This window comes from Bradyrhizobium sp. Kon69 (assembly GCF_055807515.1).
In genome coordinates, this window is the sequence record NZ_JBVVOS010000010.1 from 91,090 (window position 1) to 116,148 (window position 25,059).

The window sequence follows — 25,059 nt, forward strand, 5'->3', positions numbered from 1 at the left end:
GCCCTGTTGCAAGCGCGACGATCGCGGTTGTAGGCGATCACACCGGCCGTATGACCGTAGAGCTGCGTTATTACCTGGCGTGGCTGTAAGCCTGTTGCACGCAGGCAACATATGGTTTGTTGCTCATTCAATCATATGGTCCTGCACTTGCAGTGGAGACCGAGACGACGGTCGAAGCGATTGCGGCCGCAGTTGCGATGGCGAAGAGCCCTGTTCGAAAGCATGTCATGTTCGTTGGTCCCAAGTCAGACCGCACTATTGCGTGTCTTTGCAATTACAATGGGAGCTCACCCGAGTTCCTGTATGTGCGGCACGTCACTTCACCACCGGCCACCGACAACTCTGCCCGTGGTCAGGATCGGACCGGCCTATGCAGCGCCTGCCCGATAATCATTAGGGGAACGGCCAACAAGATAAAAAAGATGGACATCATAACGAGCTGGTCGTGGAAATTAGTGTTAGGCGGCGTTCTTGAGACCACCAGGCTGGTGATGATGAACCCAAACCCGGCCAAAGAGGATAGTATGCTGCTGGCTTTGGCAATCAGCCCAAGCCGACGCCATTCGATGTCCCGAGCCTTGGCTCTAGCAGCGTGAGCATCCAGCTCCGAACGCAGTGCCCGCAGCTCGGTTTCTATTTCAGCCTGAGTCATATCTGGCGCTTTCAGGTGAGCTGCCCGTCTCGCCAATGTGACGGCACTCACCATCTCGGGTATTGACCGATGGTCCCTCGGGGATGCTTTTGACGTCTGGCCGCTCCGCATGCATTTTGACAAACAGGCGAAGCGGCCTTGGAGCGTGATCAGGAACCTCGCGCACCGCTCATGATCGGCCCAAACCTTTCCCAGCTTTCTCCCTTAAATCGCATCATCTGGAGCTGCTCGATCGGGGCGAAATCGTCAGGGCCTGTTTTGATACGTGTGCCAGTAATGTAAATTCCAATCTCAAAATCGAGGTTGGCTGCCTGCTTCATTACATTCTCTCGGGTCAGCGTATCGCCGCACTGACGGAGGACTTGCTCTAAACCCTTAGCAACACCATAGCCAAAGACAGTCGCAGAGTCGTCGAGATCACCTTCGGGGTACCACTTCGTCATAAAAGATCGCCACTCGTTCATCGATGCGTCGTTCTTCCATTCTGAATCCTTGGGGTCCTTGAGGTATGCGGTAGACAGAATGCCCTGGCTGGCCTCGAAGCCCGCGGGCTTGATAACCCCCCCTATAGAGCCAGAGACGTTGGTCAGGAACTGCACGGGATGCCAGCCTAGTTCGGCTACTTTCTTGATGGCCTGAGCGGCAAACTTTGGGGTGGCGATATTGACGAAGATGTCGGGGTTTGCGCCCTTGATCTGCACCACCTGGGAATCGACGGTAGGCGAGCTCGTCTCATACGCTGCCTCGACAACGATAAGCTTGCCGGCTTGGTCGCCGAGGCCATCCTTCAAGCCGGTGACGTAGTCTTTCCCAAAATCGTCATTCTGATAAAGCACACCGACAGTCTTACCGGGGTAGTTCTGCAGAATGTACTTGCCGTAGATGCGAGCTTCGACCTGGTAACTGGGCTGCCATCCCATAGTCCACGGGAAGTTCTTCGGGTCGTTCCATTTGGCTGCTCCGGTCGAGACAAATAGTTGCGGCACCTTCTTGGAGTTCATGTACTTCTGGATTGCGGTGTTACCGGGCGTGCCCAAGGGGTTGAAGATCAGCAGAACTTCATCGCTCTCGACCAGCTTGCGGGCTTGCTCGACCGTCTTCGGCGGGCTGTACGTATCATCATAGGAGACGAAGTTGATCTTGCGGCCGTTGATGCCGCCTTCGGAGTTAATCTTGTTGAAGTAGGCGGCTTCGGTCTTTCCAATCGTTGCATATGCGGATGCGGGACCAGAGTACGGCATGATGTTGCCGACCTTGATTTCGGTGTCCGTTGCGCCAGGGTCGTATTTCTTTTGAGCATTAGCGCTTGATGAGATCGTTGCAACAAGTGCCGCTGTGATTGCGGTCGAATAGACAAGCTTGACGTAAGAATAACGCATCGTTGTCCTCCCTTGCAGCACAAGCTGTTCAGCCATTCTGGTGAGCTGTTCAGCCGCGCATAAGTGAGTATGCATGAGAACCGTCTACGGCAGCAACGAAAGGTGCCTGCCATTTGACTTCAGCAGTTAGAAAGCCAACTCTAGACGCGGCGCACAATTCCTTCCGCAGGAATTAGCGGGAGCAGGCGGGCTGCAAGCTAAGCTTGCGCAGCACGGAGCTTACGCCATCTGCTCGACAGTCTTGAGCATCAGCAAACTTTGTGGCGGAGGCGTTTCGTGAGGCACTTTTCGTAGACTCCGCCTTTGGCTTCCTGGCGCTGACGCGGGTGTCATTAGGATCGTGCCAGTGGCGAGGAATGAACCCCGGCTCCCTCGCCTTTGCTACTTCCTTTGGCTGAGGCTGAGCTGGTAATCGAGACTCGGAAGGTGGCGTGTAAGCGAGGGCAACCTGCTCCACCGTCGGCTGAATGTCTTGGATGCTGATCAGCGATAGCCGATCAGCCTTGTTGCCGGTTACAGCAGGATAGACAATTGAAGGTGCCGGCACCGGAGCAGACTTGGAGGTGGCGGCAGCAATAGCTCCGGCACCACCAACACAAACTAATCCAACTACGATGACCTTGATCACAGCGATGCCCCACACCGAGGCGCCGAGCCTAGATGACATTTGGCCCGGATTAAGGCGACCTGATTTTTTGGTTAATTCTGCCGCGCAAGCCACTGCGATCGCCCGGGCCTGAACGTTTGTCTTTTGCCGATTCCAATGAGCGCCACCGGCGCCGAGATGCAGGCTACGACCTGCCTGCCAGCTCAAGGCGATAGTTGTCGATCACAGGCTTGGCGGGGTCTCATGACGCCTACCTTTCTCAAATGGATCGGGACGACATCGGCCATGTCCCTCTGGAGACGGCCTTCTGGTCGGGTTGAGACCACGGCCCCCTGTAAACCGGCTTCAAACGACAGGTGCTCTCGCCGCGAATGCGATCACCCGCAAGCCAGGAAACCTGCTGCGCCATCGTGCTGAATGATCTCTGATATTCAGGCGATCGACCTTACCGCACCTCTGACCGGCATTCCGTCCTGCGCACCCTCTTTAAGGCATTTTAATGCGGCAGCCTCGCATCCAATTTCCAAAGACTTTTGCAGCGAGACCATCTCACGTATCATAGACGCGAACGCGCCGACGAAGGCATCGCCGGCCCCGGTTGTGTCGATGGGCGTGATGCAGGGAGCAGGCGCGCGGAGACGCTTGCCATCGGCGGTGAAGGCGAGTGCGCCTAGCGCGCCAGCGGTTACGATGCAGTTGAGGTCACCGGCCCTGGCAAGTTCGGCGGCTGCGGCGTCGTAATCCGGCGACGGGGCGAAGCCGATGGCCCTGGCTGCATCCAGAGCCTCATGCTCGTTGACGAGGAGATAATCGGTCACCGAGAGAAGCTCGACCACCATCTCGCGGGTCATCAACTCCGGCACGGGTGCGAGATTCCAGATGACAGTACCGGACACGGATTTCGTCTTGCGTGCGGCCGCCAGCGCTTCTGCGAAAGGCACTTCCATCTGAAGCACCAGGATTGTGTCACGGCCGAATAGCGCGATGGGGAGGTCATCGGCGCTCGCGGTCATGTTGGCGCCGCTTGCCACCGTGATTGCATTCTCACCGGTCTGATCGACCGTGATGAAGGCACAGCCGGTCGGCTGGTCCGATCTGACGACGAGATCCGTGTCGACGCCGTTTGCTCGGAGATTCTCTACCGCTCTGTCGCCGAATCCGTCGCGTCCGATACGGCCCGCCATTCGGACGCGTCCCGACCCGGCAATGCGCGCGGCAGCCACGGCCTGATTGGCGCCCTTGCCGCCGAAATGGGTCCGATAGGAGGGCGCGAGCACGGTGCAGCCGGGGCCCGGAATGACCGGGACATGAGCTACCAGATCGATGTTAAGCGATCCGAACACTAGGATCATGGCGGAGAAACCGTCAGCCTTGCTCGTCCATGACTCGCAGCTTCTCGACGCGTCGGCGGAAATCCTCGTCGGTGGAGAACTCGGCGGAGAGATAGGACGAGACGAGATCGACGGCAAGCCACGCGCCGACGATCTGCGCGCCGATGCACATGACGTTGACGTCGTCATGCTCAACGCTCTGATGGGCTGAATGGATGTCGTGGCAGACCGCGGCGCGAATGCCCTTCATCTTGTTGGCGGCGATCGAGGCGCCGACGCCGGTGCCGCAGACCATGATGCCACGCGTGGCTTCGCCCGAGGTCACCTTCTGAGCCACGGCGCGGGCGATGTCGGGGAAATCCACCGGCTTGTCGTCATAGGAGCCGACGTCGAGGACGTCATGGCCGAGGCTGCGGATGTGGTCGATGACGGTTTGCTTGAGCGGCCAGCCGGCGTGGTCGGATCCGATGACGAGACGCATGTGATGCCCTTCTTGATTTTGCTGGGTCGTGGCAGCCGCGCGCGGCTGCCACGATTGTTTCTAGGTCTTAACTACGCATATCCGGCGGCAGCTCGACGCCGTGGAACTTCTTGTAGATCGCATTGAGCTTGCCGTTCTTGACGTTTTCGGTGATCCAGGTGTTGAGCTTGTCCATTAGGCGCTGCTCACCCTTCTTCAGTCCGATGGCGAGGTCGAAGGTCGCCAGCGGAATCCGGGACTCGAACACGCGCGAGGGGTTCTTCACTCCGATCTGGTTGATGATGGTCGCGGACGAGGCGACACAGTCGACCTGACCGGACACGGCCGCCGTCACCATGGTGGCGTCGTCATCGTAACGGGAGATCTTGAGGTCCTTGTCCTTCATGTTGGACAGGGTCGTGTCCTGCGTGGTTCCGCGCGAGACGCCGATCGACTTGTCCTTGAGGTCAGGCCAGTCCTTGACCGTCGATGATTTCAGGCAGCCGACGTCGGATTGCAGCGTCGCATAACGCTTGGTGAAATCGATCACCTTGGCGCGATCGGGCGTCACAGACAGCGTCGAAATGATGATGTCGGCCTTGCCGGTCAGGACGTTCGGGATACGGGTTGCCCCGGTGGTCTGGATGAACTCGAGCTCGAGTCCCCAGTCCTTGGCGAGCAGCTGCGCGACTTCGACGTCGGAGCCGGTCGGCTTCATGCTCGAGTCCATCATGCCCGACGGCGGGATGGCGAGGTCGGTCGAGATGCGGATCTTCTTGGCCTGCGTGATATCGTCGAGCAAGTCGGCCGATGCCGGCGTCGCCGCCATCATGACGAGGCCAAACAGCGCGGCGGCAGCTCCCAGCAATGTCTTCTTGGTCATTCCTAGTTCCTCCCTATTATGATTTTAAGTTTCCCGTGCCCACGAATTGCGTGAGTTCGGGGGTCGTCGGCGACGTCAGGATCGAGGCAGGTCCGGTTTCGTGAACCTTGCCGCGATGCATGAAGACGATCCGGTCGGCGATGCCTTTGGCAAAGCCCATCTCGTGGGTGACCATCACCATGGTCATGCCATCAGCCGCCAGCTGCTCGATCACCTTGAGCACTTCGCCGGTGAGCTCCGGATCGAGCGCGGATGTGACCTCGTCGAACAGCATCACTTTCGGCTGCATGGCGAGCGAGCGGGCGATTGCGGCGCGCTGCTGCTGGCCCCCGGAAAGCTGCTCGGGATAGGCGTGAAGCTTCTCGTCGAGCCCGACCTGCGTCAGCACTTGTCGCGCAAGGTCTTTGGCCTGCGACGCTGTCATGCCCTTCACGGCAGAGGGCGCCAGCGTGATGTTCTGCTCGATCGTGAGATGCGGAAACAAATTGTAGCTCTGGAACACGATGCCGACGTCCTGGCGCAGCGCGCGCAGGTCGACGTCGGGACGGTCGACCCGATGTCCGCAGACGACGATCTCGCCGCCGTCGACCTTCTCGAAGCGGTCGATGCAGCGCAGCGCCGTGCTCTTGCCGGACCCGGAGCGGCCGATCAGCGCCAGCACCTCGCCGCGCTCGACGGCAAAACTGACACCATCGAGCACCCGCAGCGAGCCAAAGCTCTTCTGCACGTCGCGGAGCAACACAATCGGTTCGGAGGCGGAGGCGTTCTGCTGCATGTTCAGGCCGGTGCAAGGTGAAACTTGCCACGCCCCATGCGACGTTCCAGCTTCTGGCTGAACAACGACAGGGGATAGCACATGGTGAAATAGGCGACGGCGATGATGGCGTAGATGACGAACGGCTCGAAAAGCGAGTTGTTGACGATCTGCCCCGAGCGCATCAGCTCGACAAAGCCGACGACGGAAGCGAGGGAGGTGTTCTTGATGATCTGCACCATGAAGCCGACGGTAGGCGGCGTCGCGATGCGGATCGCCTGCGGCAGGATCACCTTCATCATGCGCTGGGTCCGGCTCAGTGCCAGGCCTTCGGCAGCCTCCCATTGCGGCTTCGGCACGGACTGGATGCAGCCACGCCAGATCTCGCCGAGATAAGCGGCGACATAGAGTGTCAGCGAGGCGCCGGCGGCCGTGAGCGAGGAGACCTTGAGGCCGATTGCGGCGAGGCCGAAATAGCCCAAGAAGAGGATGACCAGCAGCGGTGTGCCCTGGATGAGCTGGACATAGACGCCACTGGCGATCCGCACCGATTTGAGCGGCGAGATGCGTGCCAGCGCAATCACAAAGCCCACGATGCTGCCGCCGATCAGCGCGATCACGGATAGACCAATGGTCCACAGCGCGCCCTGGCCGAGGAACATCAAATGGTTGATGTTGAGATGTCCGCCCATGGTCATCTCACAACGGTGTGCCGAGCCGGCGACGGCGCGGGAACAGCACGAGGCCGAGGCCCCAGAAGCCCGCTCGCATCACCAGCGACAGGATAATGTAGAGCACGGCGACGATGATGTAGGTCTCGAACGCGCGATAGGTGTCCGACTGAATGTAGTTGGCGACGGCGGTGAGCTCTTCGGCGGAGATCTGCGAGCAGACCGAGGAGGCCAGCATCAACAGCACGAACTGGCTGGTCAGCGCTGGATAGACCTTCTCGATCGCCGGCAGCAGGATGATGTGCCAGTAGATCTGGAGGCGTGACAGCGCCAGTCCTTCGGCGGCCTCGATTTGTCCGCGTGGAACCGCCTCGAAGCCGGCGCGCATGATCTCGGCGGTGTAGGCGCCGACATTGATGGTCAGCGCGGCCACCGCCACGGTAAAGGCCGAGAGTTTCAGTCCCAGGCTGGCGAGGCCGAAATAGACCAGGAAGATCTGCACCAGCAGGGGCGTGTTGCGGATCGATTCGACGTAGACCTTGCAGGTGCCGGCGATCAGCGCGCTGTGCGAGCCGCGGCCGACGGCTGCAAGCGTGCCGAACAGGGCGCCGAGCACGGTCGCAAAAATCGCCAACTCCAGCGTCAGCGCGGCGCCGGCGAGAAAGCTCGGCCAACGCTCCAGCACTGCGGGGAAGTCGAGTTGGAGGCTCATTGTGTCAGGTTCAGCCGGTGGTCTGGTTGGTCATGCGGTCATAGACGCGGAAAAGCGCCTGGTTGCCGTTGTTGCCTTCGCCATGCGCGCGCGCGTCCACATATTGGCTGGTGACGAGCGCCGTGCCCGGCAGCGGCACGCTCAGCGCCTGCGCGTGCTCCTGCACGAGGCGGAGGTCCTTCAGCTGGAGATCGATCCGGAAGCCGGCGGAGACATCACCGGCGATCATCGCGGGGCCGAGCTTGTCGAGCATCCAGGAGGCGGCGGAGCCTCCGAGCAGCACTCGGCGCAGCAAATTGAGATCGAGGCCCGAAGCGCGCCCGAGCGCGAGCGCCTCGCAGATGGCCTGGATGTTGATGCCGCAGATCAGCTGATTGCAGAGTTTGACGGTCTGCCCGGCGCCGGACGCGCCGACATGCGTGATGGTGGTGCCCATCGCGCGGAAGAACGGCTCGGCCTGCGCGAAGGCGTTCGCATCACCGCCGGCCATGATCGAGAGTGCGGCGTTCTTGGCGCCCAACGGCCCACCCGAGACCGGCGCGTCGATGAAGCTGACGCCAATTTTTTGCAGGTCGGCATGGATGCGGCGGACCGCGACCGGCGAGATCGTGCTCATGTCGACGATCAGCTTGCCGGGGGGCGGCGACTTCAGCAGCCCATGCTCGCTGTAAACAGTCGCCTCGACATGGGGCGTGTCGGGCAGCATGGTGATGACGATGTCGGCGCCTTGCGCAGCATCGGCCGGGTTCTTGGCCCGGGTCGCGCCTTCCTGGACGATACCGGCTAAGGCGGCCTCGTTGAGGTCGAACGCGTGCACCGCGTGCCCCGCCTTCAGAAGGTTGCGCACCATCTCCAGGCCCATCGTACCGACTCCGATGAAGCCGACGCCGCCCTTGTCGTTCCGTCCCATGCTATTCGTCCGTTTCTAGGTTAGTCCGCGATCAGCGCGAGGCGCTGGTCTTGTCGATGTCGCCGACGACGGCCCTCCTGCGGTATTCGTCGCCAATGGCAAAATGCTTGCGCAGTGTCGCATCCGCTCGCTCAGGGTCGCGCGCGATGATCGCGTCGAATATGCGCCGGTGGTCGTCGATGAGGTACGTCTTCATCGACGGGAAGGCCTGCACCAGCTTGCGGCGGCTGCGATGCGAATGCGTCAACAGACCCGCCAGCGACCCGTGCAGGACGGTCAGCGTCTCCGAATGCGAGGCCACGACGATTGCGCGATGGAATTCGAAGTCGGCCATACCGCCGGCATCGGACTCGTCGATGGTGTCCCCAATTTTCGCCAGTGCACGCTGCAGCCGTTCGAAATCGGCAATGTTGGCGCGCTCGCAGGCGAGGCGGATCGCCTGGCATTCGATCGCGACGCGCGCCTGCATGACGTCGTCAAGCATGTCTGCCTGGTGGGCAAGGGCGAAGGTGAAGAAGTCGTTCAGTACCGAGACGTCCGGCCGGGTCACCACAGTGCCGATGCGGTCGCGGATCTCAACGATGCCGAGCACCGTAAGGGCACGCAGCGCCTCGCGGACGATCGGCCGGCTAACGCCAAGCAGGGTGGCGAGCTCGCGTTCCGAGACCAGGCGGTCGCCCGGCCTGAGCGAGCCCGCGAGCAGGCGTTCGCGCAGGAAGGCAAACACCTTCTCAAACCCTTTTTCGGCTTCGACCGCGCGCTTAAGCTCCATCCCGATCTCGCTGGTCTGATCTTGGTCAGACCAGTATGACGACAAGCTGACCTCGTCAACTCTTTTGATGTGGGGCTATCCGTGGATTCCGGTTTCATATGCAAGTCGTTCAAGCTGGGGGCGTATAGCGCGCGGCCCCGAACCAAGTGTGGATCTTAGAAAACGGCGCCTCCTCTCGGCGGACATCTTCTTCCCCGACCTGCCGCCGTTCACCAGCATTCCGGAGAGCAAAGCGTTCGTGGGCGCCTACACCAAGGCCTGTGGCACCGCTCCCGACAAGAGTGCCGCCCTGGGCGCCGCCGCCGTGCAGGTGTGGGCGCAGGCCGTGGAGTCGACAAAGTCGCTCGACCGCAAGACGGTCGCGGAGGCGATCCGCGGTAAGCCAGTCAACGGAACGGTGTTCGGCGACGTCCAGTTCCTGCCGAACCGGCAGATGCAGCCGCACTACGTCATGTTCAGGTCGTCGACGGCAAGAAAGCTCGAGGCGCTGCCGTAGTCACACCCACCTGGACTGGTCAGTTCGTAAGTGCCCGCCGAGTTAGCGCGGGCGTCATGGCGTCGCATGTGTTGTCAGCCGGTGCACGGCCCAGCCCGCCGTTCGGAAGTCGCAGGTGCGGGGCCACTGCTGCCCCACGGCCCGGTCCACGGGACGAAGCTTCGCCGCCGGCCACGGATACGGCATCTCGGACAGTGGATAAGGCCGACACGTCCGATAAACTTGCCGTCGAGGCTCTTATGAGGAGAGTAGCTCCCGCGAGCGCTCAAGCACGAGACCGACCGCTGTTATGGCGAAGCAAGGATTCGAAAAACGGTTCGCTGCCCGGGATTCAGCGGCGGTGACGGCGCTCGCAAATAACATTCGTCGGCTGCGAAAGCTGAAGGGCTGGAGTCAGGATCGCCTGGCGAGCGAACTGGAATGGAACAGAACGCCGTCAGCCTGCTCGAGAATGGCCGAGCCAATCCCACGTTGATAATGATTGAAGGCATTGCGGTGGCCTTAGGAGTCCCGTGGATCTGCATACGCGCATAGAGCGATGGCGCCTTCGGTACGGAAGCCATGATGCAGTTGCCGCAGATGTAGAATTTGAAGGGCAGCGGAGCGTGGGGGTGATCGGGCCAGCCGTCAGAATTTCCCCGACGAGATCGGCGAAGCGCAAGGTAACCGGCAATCCGTCGCAGTATTCGGCGCCATTAATGTTTAGCATGGTGAGGGACATCACGTCGTTCATCACCTGCGCGATGCCCGCCGTTCCCTGCCTGACTTCCACGGTCAACGGATTCGGCACTTCCCGACCCGGTAGGTCCTCAGTCGTGGAATATAGCCGCGGGTCCACAGATAACCCGACGTATCCGAGATGACGACGGCCGTCCGCGCAGGACCGCGTTTGCCCCGTAGCGACTTGACGTATCTGCACGCCGACCAATTTCGTCGTCGCTCGATCCGTTCCGCTTCCCACGATGACTGCGCCGTAATCTCGCGCAATGCCAATCGGGTGGTGCCATGATCGAGGTCGCGAATTCCAATCTCGGCTTTCGCCGCGCGATCGGCCTGGCATCTTCTTGCGTACCTCTCGGCGTGGTCGCGAGCTATCGGCGTTGCTGCGATCACATTGCGCGGGCAGGAGTCGTCCGACTTCCGCGTCGACGGAAGTTGTCTTTGGCCATTCCCCATGCCAAATAAGGGGCTCCCCCTAGGGCTACACCTTGGGGCTACACCAGAGATCTCTGGCGTGCAGTAAGGCCTGATTTTACGGGACTTTCTCGAAGCCGTTTTAATATGGCGGAGAGGGAGGGATTCGAACCCCCGATAGGCTTGCACCTATGCCGCATTTCGAGTGCGGTGCATTCGACCACTCTGCCACCTCTCCTGAAGGCGCCAAGTAAGGAGCATGGCCCCTGTGGTTCGGGCGTTAATAGGCGAGGATGGCGGGCCAGACAAGGCTTGCGAGGGCGAAAATCGGGCCGGTTTTCCGGCTGGACCCACGATGTCACGGTGATGATCGGGGGCGATCACGGATTTCGGCGGCGGTTTGCGCGGGAATGGGCCTGAGCCGTTCGCCACTGACCCGGCGCGAGCCCGATGCGGCACGTCGGTGCCCGAATCACTGGTACCCGCAAAAGGCGGGGTGGGACCGCCAGACGCGGTAAACACTGGCGGTCCCGTGCCGCTCCTTAAAATACTGGCTGGGAAGGGCGGCTTCGCCGGCCAGGTGAGGCGACGGTTCCGACCGTAGCGTGCGGCCCGTGCACCGCAACGCAATCCGGTCCTTAACCTAACCAGTCAAGGTTACTCCTTGTCGCTCTTGGCCTTTTTCTTCCCGTTGCCCGTGGAATCCCCGTCTTTGCCGTTGTCCTTGCCGTTGTCCTTGCGGCGGTTGGTGAAGCGGGCATTGCCCAGCCCAGTGCCGATGGTGAGCACGCCCCAGCGATCGACGTCCTGCATGAACGGCACCTCGGAGAGGCCCTGAACCACGCCGTCATTGTGCATCAGGATCGCGGTGTCGTGCTCGCCGATGGAAGGGATGCCGTCGAGCAGGCTCGCCGGCAGGTTGAACTTGCTGCTCTCCCAATTGCCCGGCAGGTTCTGCGCGCCTTTCTCGATCGAGCCGTCGGCGTTGATCACGCCGGGACAGGCGATGCCGATGAACGGCGCCAGCTTGTAGCCTTCCTTTTCGGCCTCGGTGATCAGCCCCTTCAGCATCTTGGTGAGCCGCTTCACCGCGCCTTCGCGCGTCGGCTCGTCGTCGGCATGACGCCACAGCTCGGCTTTCACGACCTTGGCTTTCGACAGGTCTTTTGCCTTTTTCCAGCTGGTCTCCACCAGGCCGCAGCGGATGTTGGTGCCGCCGATATCGACGGCGAGGATGCTGTCATGGGCCTCGAAGATCCACGACGGCGCCAGATGCAGCGCGCCGATCAGGCCGGCTTCGTCGGGATGATGACGGATCGGCACCATGTCGATCTTGAAATCCTCGGCCATGAGGATGATCTCGGTGCGCGCGATCGCGAGCTCGCCGAGCCTGGAATCGCGAAAACCGCCGCCGACCACGATGCGCTCGGTCTTGGCCCAGGCCTTGGACTTGAGGAAGCGGCGGGTGACGTAAGCGAGCTCCTGGGCGAAGTCCTCGATGGCGCTATGCACCACCGCCCAGGCCTCGGTGTCATCGCCGACCAGGATGGCGTCCAGCGTCTTCTTGCTGATCTCGTCCGACGGCTCCTTGCCGAACGGGTCCTCGCCGGACTTGCGCAGCGGCTTGCGCCAGCGCTCGAGGATCTCCCTGAACGCGCCCTTGCTGGCGCGGTCGCCGATGAAGCCATCCTCGTCCTTCATCTCGATGTTGAAGCTGTCGATATCCACCGACGGCAGCCGTTCCGCGCCGTGATGGGCGATGCCCGTCGTCGTCTTGACCAGCTCGTCTGTTGCCATGGTATGCCCCTTGCCCGTGTGACCGAATTCGCGGGGACAACGGCGGGGGAACCTGTTGGTTGCGGCGCGGTCCGAAATTCGCCTGCGGAGCCGGATCGGGCCCAAATGCTTCAAATCCGGGCCGTTTTCGCCGGCTTTTCCTTGACTCTGTGCAGTCAGCGGCTATAAATCCCGCAACCGGCGCGGGGCGTTTCTCGCGCCGCTTGTTTTTGCGTGGGTTTTCAAAGGGATAACTCCCGCCCGCACAAAACTCGCATAAACCCATAACGACTGACAAAAAGCCGGCCCCGACACTATGTCGCGAGGCCGGGAATGAACACGAAGGAAAACAACGATGTTCGCAGTCATCAAAACCGGCGGCCGGCAGTACCGCGTCGTTCCGGATGATGTCCTGGAAGTAGGCAAGATCGAAGGCGAAGTCGGCTCGATCGTGCAGCTCAATGAAGTTCTCCTGGTCGGCGGCGACACGCCGGTCCTGGGTCTGCCCACGGTCGCAGGCGCCTCGGTTGCGGTCGAGGTGCTCGACCACAAGCGCGGTCCCAAGGTCATCGCTTTCAAGAAGCGCCGCCGCAAGAACTCGCGACGCAAGCGCGGCTATCGCGACGAGATCACCGTGCTGCGCATCTCGGAAATCCTGACGGACGGCGCCAAGCCCACCAAGGGGCCGCGTCCGAAGCGGGAGAAGGTCGCCAAGCCAGAGACCACGACCGAAGAGGCCGCCGCATAATTTGATCACGCGCCATCACGAATTGATGCGTGAGAAATTGTGAAATGATTCCGTCAAGGAATTGATCTAGACATACGTAGAATTTCGGAGACGAGCCATGGCTCACAAAAAAGCAGGCGGTTCATCGCGTAACGGTCGCGATTCCAAGGGCAAGCGCCTCGGTATCAAGGCGTTCGGCGGGGAAGTTGTGATTCCCGGCAACATCATTGCGCGTCAGCGCGGCACCACCTGGCATCCCGGCCTTAATGTCGGCATGGGCACGGACCACACCTTGTTCGCCAAGGTCGAGGGTCGCGTAACGTTCCAGGCCAAAGCCAACGGCCGCACCTTCATCTCGGTGCTCCCGCTCGCAGAGGCGGCTGAATAGACGGTGGATCAAATTTGGAGTCCGCCGGGTCCCAGACCGAACCGGCGGAGTCCTTGAGATCAAAATAGATCGAAGGCTCCAGGGGAGGCGGGAAACCGGCCTCCCCTTTCGTTTGCGTGCTCACTTTTCACTTTAGTGACTTCGACGGAGCCGGACATGTTGCAGGACTTTTCGAGCGTGACCTTGCGGGAGGCGAGACCCAGCGTCGTCGCCACCGAGCGGCTGACCTTGCGGCGGCCGACCCTCGCCGACGTCAGGACCATCGCCCTCCTCGCCAACGATCCCCGCGTTGCCGAAAACACAAGGCGCCTCCCGCACCCCTATTCGCAGGACGACGCCGTCGCCTTCGTCCGCGCCACCGCAGTGCCCGGCGGCGAGACGGTGTTCCTGATCGAGCATGACAGCGGCCCCATCGGCATGGTCGGCATCGACTGCTCGACGCCGGGCAACGCTGAGCTCGGCTATTGGCTCGGCGTCGAGCATTGGGGCCGGGGCTTTGCCACCGAGGCCGCGCGCGGCGCGATCGACTTCTTCTTCGAGGAGTTCGAGGACGATCATCTATATGCAGGCGCGCGCGTCACCAACCCGGCCTCGCGCAACGTGCTGGAGAAGTGCGGCTTCCAGTGGAGCGGCGTCCAGCTGCATCGCTTCCTGGCGCTCGGCTCGTCGACGCCGGTCGATTGCTTCCGCCTGTCACGCGGCGTGTGGGCGTCGCTGAAGAGCTGGAGCAGTGCGCGGCGGGTGAGGTAGGCGGAAGTGGCGCCACATTCACACTGTCGTCCCGGCGAAGGCCGGGACCCATAACCACAGGGAGTAGTTTGGCGAAGACTCGGAGTGAGAGTCCTAGCATCAGCAACAGTCGGGGTTATGGGTCCCGGCCTTCGCCGGGACGACACGATGGTTGGAATTACGCGGGCGGATTCACCTCTCCGCCGGCGCGCCCGAGATCGCGCTCACGCAAGTAAATATAGAACCCGGCGCCGATGATGATGGCGGCGCCGATAATGGTGGCGATTTCGGGCACGTCGCCGAACACGACGAAGCCGAAGATCACCGCCCAGACGATCATCGAATATTGATAGGGCACGACGACGCTGGCCGGCGCGAGCTTGAGCGAGCGGTTGACGCAGAACAGCGCGGTGACCGAGACGCATCCCGCCAGCGCGAAGATCACGAGGCTGCCCGGCGTCGGCGGCACCCAGTGGAACGCTGACAGTACCGCACCCAGCCCAAACGTGCCGACGAATTGGGACGACGCCATCACGATATCGGGCGTCTTGCGCAGGCTGCGCGTGATCAGCATCAGCGTTGCAAATGACAAGCTGCCGCCCAGTGCGATCAGCGCCGGCAGGCTCACCGTCTGCGCCGAGGGCCGCAGCGCGATCAGCACGCCGCAGAAGCCGATCAGGATCGCCGTCCAGCGCCGCCAGCCGACCTTCTCGCCGAGAAAGATCGCCGACATCGCGGTGACGAAGATCGGCCCCGCGAGATAATAGGTGATGACGTCGGCGAGCGGCAGGTAAACCGTCGCCAGGAAGAAAGCCGCCACTTCCAGCGTCGATAGCACCACCCGAAACAGCTGCAGCCACGGCCGCTCGAGCTGCAGGAATTCATGGCGCTGCCGCCAGACCAGCGGCGACAGCAGCAGCAGCGCCGCGCAGGCGCGCAGGAACAGCAGCTGCCCCACCGAATAAGTCCCGACCAGGAACTTGCCCATGGCATCGCCGAACGAGAACATGAAGATCGACAGCACCATGAGCGCAATCCCGGCGAGCCGCGCCGAGCGTTCGTCATAGGCCGAGAGATTCTTGAACAGGGGCATTGCTGTCGTTCGTGGAAACGCGTCATTGCGAGGAGCTCTTGCGACGAAGCAATCCAGACTGTTGCCGCGGAGACAGTCTGATTGCTTCGCTTCGCTCGCAATGACGAGCGGAGAGAGCGTCGAAACGGCGACCAGAGTCGCTTGCGGTCGTTTTAATGACGTGAGCGCCCGCGACAAGCCCGCCTTGGACGAATTGAACGGATTGTCGCAGTCTTCGCGTCGCGGTAGCGATAGGCGTTCTGCCGATAAGAGAGCCAGGAAAGAGCCAAGCCATGACCGACTTCGACCCGGCCCGGCATCGCATGATCCCCGCGCAACGCTGGTTTGAGGATTTCGTGGTCGGCGAACGTTTCGTGCTGCCGAGCCGCACGCAGACAACGGCGGTGTACGCGGCATTCCAGACCGCAAGCGGCGACACGCATCCGGTGCATTACGATGTGGAGTATTGTCGCAGCCGCGGCATGCCGCATCTGCTCGCCCACGGTTTCCAGACGCTGATCCACACCGCGCCCGGCGCGGGCCTGTTTCCGTTCATGGTCGAGGACTCCCTGGTCGGCTTCCTCGAGCAATCCAGCCGGTTCCTCAAACCTGTCTTCGCCGATGACACAATCTATCCCGCGCTAGAGGTCATCGAGCTGGTGCCGGGACGCTCGACCGGCGCGGTGACGCTCAAAAGCACCGTGTTCAACCAGCGCAAGGAGCTGGTGCTGGAGGGCACGCAGAAATTCCTGATCCGGCGCCGGCCCTCCTAACGTCGTCCCGGGGTTAAGCACACCCCAAAATCGCGGAAATTCGGCCGATTTGCGGGTCTATCCGGGTTGCCGCGCGGGACCGGCTGGCCTACCTATGGCCCATGAAATTCCTAGACGAAGCAAAGGTCTATATCCGCTCCGGCGACGGCGGAAACGGCTGCGTGGCGTTCCGCCGCGAAAAATTCATCGAATTCGGCGGCCCCTCCGGCGGCAATGGCGGCCGCGGCGGCAATGTCATCATCGAGGTCGCCGACGGCCTGAACACGCTGATCGACTATCGCTACCAGCAGCACTTCAAGGCCCAGAAAGGCGAGAACGGCTCGGGCTCGGACCGCCATGGCGCCAACGGCAAGTCGATCGTGCTGAAGGTCCCCATCGGCACGCAGATCTTCGACGAAGATCGCGAGACCATGATCCACGATTTCACCACGGTGGGCGAAAAATTCGTGCTGGCCGAAGGCGGCAATGGCGGCTTCGGCAACGCGCATTTCAAGACCTCGACCAACCGCGCGCCGCGCAATGCCAATCCCGGCCAGCCCGGCGAGGAGCGCTGGATCTGGCTGCGGCTGAAGCTGATCGCGGATGCCGGCCTCGTCGGCCTGCCCAATGCCGGCAAATCGACCTTCCTCGCCAAGGTCAGCGCGGCCAAGCCGAAGATCGCCGACTATCCCTTCACGACGCTGCATCCGCAGCTCGGTGTCGTGAATGCCGACGGCCGCGAATTCGTGCTGGCTGATATCCCCGGCCTGATCGAAGGCGCGCATGAAGGCGTCGGTCTCGGCGACCGCTTCCTCGCCCATGTCGAGCGCTGCCGCGTGCTGCTGCATCTCATCGATGCGACCTGCGAGCACGCCGGCAAGGCCTACAAGACGGTGCGAACCGAGCTGGACGCCTATGCCGGGCAGCTCACCGACAAGATCGAGATCGTCGCGCTGAACAAGATCGACGCGGTCGAGCCGGACGAGCTGAAGAAGCAGAAGGAACGGCTGAAGCGCGCCGCCAAAAAGACGCCGCTGCTGCTCTCCGCCGTCACCGGCGACGGCGTGCAGGAAGCGCTGCGCGCCCTGGCGGATGTGATCGGCGAGAGCCCGGTCTCCGCCAAGGCCAAGAGCGCGGCCGAAGCGGAGCCGTGGTCGGTTTGATTCGTCGTCCCGGCCTAGTGCGCAATTGCGCACGGGGGCCGGGACCCATAGCCACCGAACGCGATTTGGCGAAGATTCGTCATTGCCGTCTTGCGCCACGACTTCTGCTGAGGAGTATGGTCCCGGCCTTCGCCGGGACGACGTTTGGGAGAGGTTGTCACCGGCGTTCCGATAGCGCAGCATCCAGCAATCAAGAAACGGCAGGGATGATTCATGGCGCGCGCGAAGAACGTTCTCTGGATCATGTGCGACCAGCTTCGCTACGACTATCTCGGCTGCACCGGCCATCCCACGCTTAAGACACCGAACATCGACGCCATGGCCAAGCGCGGCGTGCTGTTCAGCAAGGCCTATGTGCAGTCGCCGATCTGCGGCCCCTCGCGGATGTCGTTCTACACCGGGCGCTACATGCGCTCGCACGGCTCGCACTGGAACGGCTGGCCGTTGCGGGTCGGCGAGCCCACCCTCGGCGATCACCTCAAGAAGCTCGGCGTGCGCAACGTGCTGGTCGGCAAGACACACATGGCGCCCGATCTCGAAGGCATGAAGGCGCTCGGCATCCCGCCGGAATCGATGATCGGCGTGCACGTCGCCGAATGCGGGTTCGAGCCCTATGAGCGCGACGATGGCCTGCATCCGACTGGGCGGCCGCGTCCGAAATACGATGAATATCTGCGCCAGCAGGGTTTTGATGCGCCCAATCCCTGGGAGCATTGGGCCAATTCCGGCGCGACCGAGGACGGCTCGCTCCAGAACGGTTGGCTGCTCGTGCATGCCGACAAGGCCGCGCGCGTGCCGGACGAGCATTCCGAGACGCCCTACATGACGCGACGCGCGATGGACTTCATCAGCGAAGCCGAGACCGACGGCAGGCCATGGTGCCTGCATCTGTCCTACATCAAGCCGCACTGGCCCTACATCGCGCCCGAACCCTACGCCAGCATGTATTCGACATCGGACATGATCCCGGCCATCCGCTCCGAGCGCGAGCGCCAGAATCCGCATCCGGTGTTCGGCGCCTATATGGACATGCGCTACTCCCGCAACATGGCGCGCGACGATGCCCGCGAGAAGGTGATCCCGACCTATATGGGCCTGATCACCCAGATCGACGACCAGATGGGCGTGCTGATGAAATTTCTGGAGGAGCGCGATCTGCTGGACACCACCATGATCGTGTTCACCTCCGATCACGGCGACTATCTCGGCGATCACTGGATGGGCGAGAAGGATCTGTTCCACGAGCAGTCGGCGAAGATCCCGCTCATCATCATCGATCCCTCGAAGGAGGCCGACGCCACGCGCGGCACGCGCAACGATGCGCTGGTCGAAGCCATCGATCTCGCGCCGACCTTCGTCGACTATTTCGGCGGCAAGGTGCCGGGCCATATCCTCGAAGGACGCTCGCTGCTGCCGCTACTGCGCGGCGAGAGCCCGCCGGATTGGCGCAAGGTGGCGTTCTCCGAATACGACTATGTCATGCAGGACGTTCGGCTGAAGCTGAACCAGCCGATCGAGCGCTGCCGCCTGTTCATGGTGTTCGACGGCCGCTGGAAATACATCCACGCCTCCGGCTTCCGCCCGATGCTGTACGACCTCGAAACCGATCCGGAAGAGTTTCTGGATCGCGGCGACGACCCTGAGTGCGCCGGCATCATCGCGCGACTGCAGGCCGAATTGTTCGACTGGGCGCTACATCCCAACGACCACATCACGACCTCGCGCGAGAAGATCGCGGCCTATGCCGACAACCAGCTCCAGGTGAAGGGCGGCATCCTGATCGGGATCTGGGACGAAGCCGAGCTGGCGTCGATCAAGGACGGCATCGCGCAACGCGCGAAGCTGTGAGGTGTCTTCGCCTCTCCCCGCGTGCGGGGAGAGGCCGGAATGCGCGCAAAGCGCGGATTCCGGGTGAGGGGGGAGTCTCCGCGAGTCCGACTGTCACGATATTTGCGGAAGCAGCCCCTCACCCCGCCCTCTCCCCGTAAGAACGGGGAGAGGGAGAAGACCTCAATTCTCGATCTTGTAGCCCGTCGCCTTCACGATCGGCTGCCAGAACGCCGTGTTGGCGGCGAGCTCCTTGGTCAGACCTTCCGCGCTGCTGCCGACCGGGATCAGCCCAATCGCGGTGAGCTTCTCCTTCACCTCGGGCTTGGCGAGCGCGGCGCTTGCGGCCGCGCCGAGCTTGCTTGCGAATTCCGGCGGGCTGCCGGCGGGAAGCCACATGCCGTACCAGGCGTCGGCAACGAGATCGATGCCGCTCTCCTTCAAGGTCGGCACCTCCAAAGCAAAAGGTGAACGTTCGGCGCTCGCGACCGCGATGATCTTCACGCCCTTGGCACGATGCTGCGGCAGCGCATCGGCCAACGTGACGATGCCGAACGAGACATGACCGCCGATGATGTCGTTGAGGATGGGCGCGCTGCCGCGATAGGGCACGCGCGTCATGGCAATGCCGAGGTCCTTCTCGAGCTTGGAGCCCATGAAATGCGGGATGGTGCCGTTGCTCGGCACGCCGAACGAGGCCTTGTCCGGATGCGCCTTCAGCCAGGCGACGAACCCCTTGAAATCCGCGGCATCGATTGTCGGATTGATGACGACGGCGAACTCAAACCGCGCCAGCAGCGAGACCGGGACGAAATCCTTTGCGGTGTCGAAGCTCGGGGTCGTCTCCACCATCGGCAGCAGGTACATGGTGGGCCCGGTCGTCACCAGCACCATGCTTCCGTCCGGGCTACCCCCCTTCACCGCCTTGATGCCGATCAGGCCGTCACCGCCGGTGCGGTTCTCGACCACCATCGTCCGTTGCAGCGCCGGCGCCATCTCCTGCGCGATCAGCCGGCACAGCGTGTCGCCGCCCGCTCCCGCCGCGAACGGGAAGATCATTTTCGTCAGGCCGGCCTGAGCTTGCGCCTCGGCCGCCTGCGCCAGCAACGGCAACCCGAGGCATCCGGCGATGAAGTTGCGGCGGTCCATTGGTTTCCTCTTTGAGCCTATTATGGTTGGCGACAGTTAGAGCCAGACGGGCGCTCCGGACAAGCGCCGTTTACCGGGCCTGCCGCCTTGCGCCGGCCATCGTCCTGCTGCAAAAGCGGGCCTTACCGGCGCCGCTCTCCAGCACATACACGCACCACATACACACATGGCCAGCCCCGAACTCAGTCAATTCCGCCGCATCGTCGTCAAGGTCGGCTCCGCGTTGCTGGTCGATTCCGACAAGGGCGAGGTGCGGGCGTCCTGGCTTGCCGCGCTCGCCGACGACATGGCCAAGTTGCATCGCGAGGGACGTGACGTTCTCGTCGTCTCCTCAGGCTCGATCGCGCTCGGCCGCAGCCGCCTGAAACTGCCGCGCGGCCCGCTGAAGCTGGAGGAGAGCCAGGCGGCCGCCGCCGTCGGTCAGATCGCGCTCGCCCGGATCTGGTCGGAGGTGCTTGGCGCTCACGGCATCGGCGCCGGCCAGATCCTGGTGACGCTGCAGGACACCGAGGAGCGCCGCCGCTATCTCAACGCGCGCTCCACCATCGGCAAGCTGCTGGAGTGGCGCGCGATCCCCGTGATCAACGAGAACGACACGGTCGCGACCAACGAGATCCGCTACGGCGACAATGACCGCCTTGCCGCGCGCGTCGCCACCATGGCGAGCGCCGACCTGCTGGTGCTGCTGTCGGACATCGACGGGCTCTACGACGCCCCGCCGAAGAACAACCCGAACGCCAAGCTCATTCCCGTCGTCGACAGCATCTCCTCGGAGATCGAGGCCGTTGCAGGCGACGCCGAGTCCGAGCTGTCGCGCGGCGGCATGCGCACCAAGGTCGAAGCCGCAAAAATCGCGACCACCGGCGGCACGCATATGCTGATCGCCTCGGGCAAGATCGAGCATCCGCTTCAGGCGGTCGCCGATGGCGGCCGCTGCACCTGGTTCCTGACGCCTGCCAATCCCATCACGTCGCGAAAACGCTGGATCGCGGGCTCGCTGGAGCCGAAGGGCACCCTGACGATCGACGCCGGCGCGGTCGCGGCGCTGCGCGCCGGCGCCAGCCTGCTGCCGGCCGGCGTGATCAAGGTCGAGGGCCAGTTCGCCCGCGGCGACGCCGTGATCGTGCGCGGCCCCGACACCAGCGAGGTCGGCCGCGGCCTGATCGCCTATGACGCCGACGATGCCGAGCGGATCAAGGGCCGCTCCTCCCCGGATGTCATGGCCATCCTCGGCATCAGCGGGCGGTCCGAGATGATCCACCGCGATGATCTGGTGATGGGCGGGTAACGCTCGGCAGGCACCCAAAACGTCATGCCCGGGCTTGTCCCGCCTGCGCGGTCGAAGCCGCTTCGGCGAGGCGAAGGCCCGGGCATCCACGTTCTTTCTTGCTGGCGGCAAGGCGTGGATGGCCGGGACAAGCCCGGCCATGACGTCGGAGCTGGGCCAGTGGCCGATGTGGCACAACACCGGGAGACCAGCCATACCCTGCCGACCCTTCGCAAAAGCGGGATTTCCGTGCTAGGACACTGCCTTAGCAGAAGGTTGAAACTCCCATGGCTGCCCCCCTCAAAGCCGTCGACGGCAATGCCGATCTTCAGGCGCTGATGACCGATCTCGGTACCCGTGCCCGCGCTGCCGCGCGCGTGCTGGCGCTGGCGCCGCCGGAGCAGAAGAACCGGGCGCTCGAGGCCATGGAGCGGGCGATCCGCAACAACGCGGCCGCGATCCTTGCCGCCAATGCCGAGGACGTCACGGAGGCCCGCGCCTCCGGCAATGCCACCTCGTCCTTCATCGACCGCCTGACGCTGACGCCGGCGCGGGTCGAGGGCATGGCCGAGGGCATCGGTATCGTGCGCGGCATTGCCGATCCGGTCGGCATCGTCACCGAGAGCTGGCAACGGCCGAACGGCATGACCATCGAGCGCGTGCGCGTGCCGCTCGGCGTCGTCGGCGTGATCTTCGAGAGCCGGCCGAACGTTGCGGCGGATGCCGGCGTTCTGTGCCTGAAGTCGGGCAATGCCGTGATCCTGCGCGGCGGCTCCGACAGTTTCCGCTCCTGCCGCGCGATCCATCAATGCCTGGTGCAGGGCCTGCGCGAAGCGGGCCTCCCCGAGGCTGCAATCACGCTGGTGCCGACGCGCGACCGCGCGGCGGTAGGCATGATGTTGTCGGGATTGAACGGCGCCGTCGACGTGATCGTGCCGCGCGGAGGCAAGAGCCTCGTCGCGCGTGTCGAGCAGGAAGCGCGCGTGCCGGTGTTCGCGCATCTCGAAGGCGTCAATCACGTCTATATCGACGGCAGCGCCGACCTCGCCATGGCGAAATCGATCGTGCTCAACGCCAAGATGCGCCGCACCGGCGTCTGCGGCGCCGCCGAGACGCTGCTGGTCGATCGCGCGGCTGCCGGTAAAAACCTCAAGCCGCTGGTCGAGATGCTGATCGAGGCCGGCTGCGAAGTGCGCGGCGACGATGCCGTGCAAAAGACCGACGCGCGCGTCAAGCCCGCGAGCGCGGACGATTGGGACACCGAATATCTCGACGCGATCATCGCAGCGAAGGTCGTGGACGGCGTCGACGGCGCCATCGCGCATATCCAGAACCACGGCTCGCACCATACCGACGCGATCGTGAGCACCGATGAGAGCGCTGCGAAGAAATTCCTGAGCGAGGTCGATTCCGCGATCGTGCTGCACAATGCCTCGACGCAGTTCGCCGACGGCGGCGAGTTCGGCTTCGGCGCCGAGATCGGCATCGCCACCGGCAGATTCCACGCCCGCGGCCCGGTTGGCGCCGAGCAGTTGACGAGCTTCAAATATCGCGTTCACGGCACCGGGCAGACGCGGCCGTAGACGACGCAGGGCGCGGGGCATTGAGCAACAATTTCGTCGCGCCACGTTTCTTCGCGCAGGCCATACCGACCCATACCTCGGGCATGCGCATCGGCCTGCTCGGCGGCTCGTTCAATCCACCACACCAGGCTCATCGCGCGATCAGCCAGTTCGCGCTGAAACGCCTCCAGCTCGATCGCGTGTGGTGGCTGGTGACGCCAGGCAATCCGCTGAAGGAGAACGGCACGCTGCATGAGCTCGGCGAGCGCATGCAGGCGGCGCGCGACGTCGCCGACGATCCCAGGATCGAGGTGAGTTGTCTCGAATCCGTCATTCGCACGCGCTATACCATCGACACGATCAACACCTTGCGCCGCCGCCTCTCGGGCTTGCGCTTTGTCTGGATCATGGGCGCCGACAACCTCGCTCAATTCCATCGTTGGCAGCACTGGCGGCGCATCGCCGATCAGGTGCCGATCGCGGTCATCGACCGCCCGCCACAGAGTTTTCGCGCCCTCGCCTCTCCCGCCGCCCAGGCGCTCAGGCGCTACCGTTTGCCGGAGAATGAGGCGCCATTGCTTGCGGATCGGGCCGCCCCGGCCTGGGTATTCCTGACAGGTATGAAGCTGAATCTCTCTTCGACCGGCTTACGGAACCCGGACGGAAGCTGGAAAGGTACGAAGTGAGTCAGATTGTGCGAACGCGTTCGGACTTCGGGCTCTCTGGCATATTGAAACCCTTAACCCCACATGATGTAGTGTAACCAGTGAGCGCCGGATTCGGCGTTCGCGATACAGTGAAAGGAATGGTCCCTGACCACATCTGTATTGTCCAAGACAGCCTCACCCAAGACGGCTTCACCGAAGTCTGTTTTACCCAAGGTTGCTAAGCCGACGCGTAAAACATCGACCAAAGCTGCGGCCTTGAAGGCGCAACCCGACGCCGACAAGACGCTGAGCCTGATCCTCTCCCGCCTCGACGATATGAAGGCGGAAGAGACGGTCACCATCGACCTTCGCGGCAAATCGGCCTACTCCGACTACATGATCGTCACCACCGGCCGGGCTAACCGGCACGTCGGCGCGATCGCGGAGAACGTCGCCAAAGGCCTCAAGGAAAACGGCATCAAGAACATCCACGTCGAGGGCTTGCCCAATTGCGACTGGGTGCTGATCGATTCCGGCGATGTGATCGTGCACGTGTTCAGACCCGAGGTCCGCGAGTTCTACAGTCTCGAGAGATTGTACACGCAGGGCCCAGGGGCGGCGAAGGCGATCTGAGAGGCTGCTGGCCGATTTCGAATCGGCCGACGCGCATGCTAGCGTCGTGCGCGCGCATATCGCGCGCGGCCCAGAAAACGCGACCCTGAACATATCATGCGCATAGCCGTCATTGCGGTGGGCCGGCTGAAGCAGGGCCCCGAACGGGAGCTTGCCGAGCGCTATTTCGAGCGGTTCGACGAGGCCGGGCGTAAGCTCGGATTCCGCGAGCTCGCCATCCACGAATTGCCCGAAAGCCGCGCGCGCGATACCGCGACGCGGATGGCCGAGGAGGCCGCGGCGATCTCAGCCCATATTCCCGAAAAATCGATCCTGGTGGCGCTGGACGAGCGCGGCCAGAATCTGGATTCGACCGTATTCGCACGGCATCTCGGGCGCTGGCGCGACGAGGGTGCCGGTCATACTATCTTCATGATCGGAGGGGCGGACGGACTTTCGCCCGAATTGCGCCGTAAGGCCAAGCTCGCGATCGCGTTCGGCTCTGCGACCTGGCCGCATCAAATGGTCCGCGTCATGCTTCTGGAACAGCTTTATCGAGCCGCCACCATTCTGGCCGGCCACCCCTATCACCGCGCGTGATCCGCGCCACAACGAGCACCTTTGCCT

At 62.8% G+C, this 25,059-nt stretch carries 26 protein-coding genes and 1 tRNA gene; 13 read left to right on the forward strand and 14 right to left on the reverse strand.

What is annotated here, in order from left to right:
* Window positions 1-352 precede the first annotated feature (352 nt).
* The 10 genes from AC0L3U_RS15345 to AC0L3U_RS15390 form a co-directional block, all read right to left on the reverse strand.
* Entirely contained in the window at window positions 353-652 is a 300-nt protein-coding gene (locus AC0L3U_RS15345; RefSeq protein ID WP_473362276.1) for a hypothetical protein, read from the reverse strand.
* Window positions 653-801: 149 nt separating this feature from the next.
* On the reverse strand, window positions 802-2,031 hold the full coding sequence (locus AC0L3U_RS15350) for an ABC transporter substrate-binding protein (RefSeq protein ID WP_473362277.1): 1,230 nt from the start codon (window positions 2,029-2,031) through the stop codon (window positions 802-804).
* 1,038 nt (window positions 2,032-3,069) lie between these two features.
* Complete coding sequence (locus AC0L3U_RS15355) at window positions 3,070-3,990, reverse strand: ribokinase (RefSeq protein ID WP_473362374.1); 921 nt, start codon at window positions 3,988-3,990, stop codon at window positions 3,070-3,072.
* 13 nt (window positions 3,991-4,003) lie between these two features.
* The gene (gene rpiB / locus AC0L3U_RS15360) at window positions 4,004-4,450 is read right to left on the reverse strand and encodes a ribose 5-phosphate isomerase B (protein ID WP_473362278.1); all 447 of its coding nucleotides are present in this window, start codon (window positions 4,448-4,450) and stop codon (window positions 4,004-4,006) included.
* A 67-nt stretch (window positions 4,451-4,517) separates the two neighbouring features.
* Window positions 4,518-5,312, reverse strand: coding sequence for a transporter substrate-binding domain-containing protein (locus tag AC0L3U_RS15365; RefSeq protein WP_473362279.1), 795 nt, complete (start codon window positions 5,310-5,312; stop codon window positions 4,518-4,520).
* 16 nt (window positions 5,313-5,328) lie between these two features.
* The gene (locus tag AC0L3U_RS15370) at window positions 5,329-6,087 is read right to left on the reverse strand and encodes an amino acid ABC transporter ATP-binding protein (RefSeq protein WP_473362280.1); all 759 of its coding nucleotides are present in this window, start codon (window positions 6,085-6,087) and stop codon (window positions 5,329-5,331) included.
* Window positions 6,088-6,089: 2 nt separating this feature from the next.
* Window positions 6,090-6,758: an amino acid ABC transporter permease gene (locus AC0L3U_RS15375; protein WP_354211472.1), complete on the reverse strand. Its 669-nt coding sequence runs from the start codon at window positions 6,756-6,758 to the stop codon at window positions 6,090-6,092.
* Window positions 6,759-6,765: 7 nt separating this feature from the next.
* Window positions 6,766-7,449 (reverse strand): amino acid ABC transporter permease, encoded by a 684-nt coding sequence (locus AC0L3U_RS15380; RefSeq protein WP_473362281.1) that lies wholly within the window; start codon window positions 7,447-7,449, stop codon window positions 6,766-6,768.
* Window positions 7,450-7,459: 10 nt separating this feature from the next.
* Window positions 7,460-8,359, reverse strand: coding sequence for an NAD(P)-dependent oxidoreductase (locus tag AC0L3U_RS15385; protein ID WP_473362282.1), 900 nt, complete (start codon window positions 8,357-8,359; stop codon window positions 7,460-7,462).
* A 31-nt stretch (window positions 8,360-8,390) separates the two neighbouring features.
* Window positions 8,391-9,131 carry a FadR/GntR family transcriptional regulator gene (locus tag AC0L3U_RS15390; protein WP_473362283.1) on the reverse strand — a complete coding sequence of 247 codons (741 nt, stop codon included), beginning with the start codon at window positions 9,129-9,131 and terminating at the stop codon, window positions 8,391-8,393.
* Between the two features lie 148 nt (window positions 9,132-9,279).
* Between AC0L3U_RS15390 and AC0L3U_RS15395 the strand changes: the two genes are divergently transcribed.
* The gene (locus AC0L3U_RS15395; RefSeq protein ID WP_473362284.1) at window positions 9,280-9,627 is read left to right on the forward strand and encodes an ABC transporter substrate-binding protein; all 348 of its coding nucleotides are present in this window, start codon (window positions 9,280-9,282) and stop codon (window positions 9,625-9,627) included.
* A gap of 420 nt (window positions 9,628-10,047) precedes the next feature.
* Window positions 10,048-10,161 carry a hypothetical protein gene (locus AC0L3U_RS15400; RefSeq protein ID WP_473362285.1) on the forward strand — a complete coding sequence of 38 codons (114 nt, stop codon included), beginning with the start codon at window positions 10,048-10,050 and terminating at the stop codon, window positions 10,159-10,161.
* A gap of 748 nt (window positions 10,162-10,909) precedes the next feature.
* On the opposite strand, the gene AC0L3U_RS15405 is transcribed toward AC0L3U_RS15400, so the two are convergent.
* Window positions 10,910-10,999, reverse strand: a tRNA-Ser gene (locus AC0L3U_RS15405).
* A gap of 419 nt (window positions 11,000-11,418) precedes the next feature.
* Window positions 11,419-12,558, reverse strand: coding sequence for an ROK family protein (locus AC0L3U_RS15410; protein WP_473362286.1), 1,140 nt, complete (start codon window positions 12,556-12,558; stop codon window positions 11,419-11,421).
* Window positions 12,559-12,892: 334 nt separating this feature from the next.
* On the opposite strand from AC0L3U_RS15410, the gene rplU reads away from it, so the two are divergent.
* The 3 genes from rplU (at window position 12,893) to AC0L3U_RS15425 (ending at window position 14,402) form a co-directional block, all read left to right on the forward strand.
* Entirely contained in the window at window positions 12,893-13,285 is a 393-nt protein-coding gene (rplU, locus tag AC0L3U_RS15415) for a 50S ribosomal protein L21 (RefSeq protein ID WP_473362287.1), read from the forward strand.
* Between the two features lie 97 nt (window positions 13,286-13,382).
* On the forward strand, window positions 13,383-13,652 hold the full coding sequence (rpmA, locus tag AC0L3U_RS15420; RefSeq protein ID WP_007598923.1) for a 50S ribosomal protein L27: 270 nt from the start codon (window positions 13,383-13,385) through the stop codon (window positions 13,650-13,652).
* 156 nt (window positions 13,653-13,808) lie between these two features.
* Window positions 13,809-14,402, forward strand: a complete 594-nt coding sequence (locus tag AC0L3U_RS15425; protein WP_473362288.1) for a GNAT family N-acetyltransferase — start codon at window positions 13,809-13,811, stop codon at window positions 14,400-14,402.
* A gap of 157 nt (window positions 14,403-14,559) precedes the next feature.
* Here the strand turns inward: AC0L3U_RS15425 and AC0L3U_RS15430 are convergent, their stop codons facing one another.
* On the reverse strand, window positions 14,560-15,474 hold the full coding sequence (locus AC0L3U_RS15430; protein WP_473362289.1) for a DMT family transporter: 915 nt from the start codon (window positions 15,472-15,474) through the stop codon (window positions 14,560-14,562).
* Between the two features lie 272 nt (window positions 15,475-15,746).
* Between AC0L3U_RS15430 and AC0L3U_RS15435 the strand changes: the two genes are divergently transcribed.
* The 3 genes from AC0L3U_RS15435 to AC0L3U_RS15445 all read left to right on the forward strand — a co-directional run bounded on the left by AC0L3U_RS15435 (window position 15,747) and on the right by AC0L3U_RS15445 (window position 19,216).
* Window positions 15,747-16,226: a MaoC family dehydratase gene (locus tag AC0L3U_RS15435; RefSeq protein ID WP_473362290.1), complete on the forward strand. Its 480-nt coding sequence runs from the start codon at window positions 15,747-15,749 to the stop codon at window positions 16,224-16,226.
* Between the two features lie 101 nt (window positions 16,227-16,327).
* A complete protein-coding gene (obgE, locus tag AC0L3U_RS15440) occupies window positions 16,328-17,368 on the forward strand; it encodes a GTPase ObgE (protein ID WP_085348676.1) in 1,041 nt (346 codons plus the stop codon).
* Between the two features lie 213 nt (window positions 17,369-17,581).
* A complete protein-coding gene (locus tag AC0L3U_RS15445; RefSeq protein ID WP_473362291.1) occupies window positions 17,582-19,216 on the forward strand; it encodes an alkaline phosphatase family protein in 1,635 nt (544 codons plus the stop codon).
* Between the two features lie 162 nt (window positions 19,217-19,378).
* Here AC0L3U_RS15445 and AC0L3U_RS15450 read toward each other — a convergent pair whose 3' ends face one another.
* Window positions 19,379-20,344, reverse strand: a complete 966-nt coding sequence (locus AC0L3U_RS15450; RefSeq protein ID WP_473362292.1) for a Bug family tripartite tricarboxylate transporter substrate binding protein — start codon at window positions 20,342-20,344, stop codon at window positions 19,379-19,381.
* A 166-nt stretch (window positions 20,345-20,510) separates the two neighbouring features.
* Between AC0L3U_RS15450 and proB the strand changes: the two genes are divergently transcribed.
* The 5 genes from proB (at window position 20,511) to rlmH (ending at window position 25,032) form a co-directional block, all read left to right on the forward strand.
* Entirely contained in the window at window positions 20,511-21,632 is a 1,122-nt protein-coding gene (gene proB / locus AC0L3U_RS15455) for a glutamate 5-kinase (RefSeq protein ID WP_027515023.1), read from the forward strand.
* Window positions 21,633-21,898: 266 nt separating this feature from the next.
* A complete protein-coding gene (locus AC0L3U_RS15460) occupies window positions 21,899-23,194 on the forward strand; it encodes a glutamate-5-semialdehyde dehydrogenase (protein ID WP_473362293.1) in 1,296 nt (431 codons plus the stop codon).
* A 20-nt stretch (window positions 23,195-23,214) separates the two neighbouring features.
* The gene (locus tag AC0L3U_RS15465) at window positions 23,215-23,859 is read left to right on the forward strand and encodes a nicotinate-nucleotide adenylyltransferase (protein ID WP_473362294.1); all 645 of its coding nucleotides are present in this window, start codon (window positions 23,215-23,217) and stop codon (window positions 23,857-23,859) included.
* 237 nt (window positions 23,860-24,096) lie between these two features.
* Complete coding sequence (gene rsfS, locus AC0L3U_RS15470; protein ID WP_007604366.1) at window positions 24,097-24,453, forward strand: ribosome silencing factor; 357 nt, start codon at window positions 24,097-24,099, stop codon at window positions 24,451-24,453.
* Window positions 24,454-24,549: 96 nt separating this feature from the next.
* Window positions 24,550-25,032 (forward strand): 23S rRNA (pseudouridine(1915)-N(3))-methyltransferase RlmH, encoded by a 483-nt coding sequence (gene rlmH / locus AC0L3U_RS15475; protein ID WP_473362295.1) that lies wholly within the window; start codon window positions 24,550-24,552, stop codon window positions 25,030-25,032.
* Window positions 25,033-25,059 lie beyond the last annotated feature (27 nt).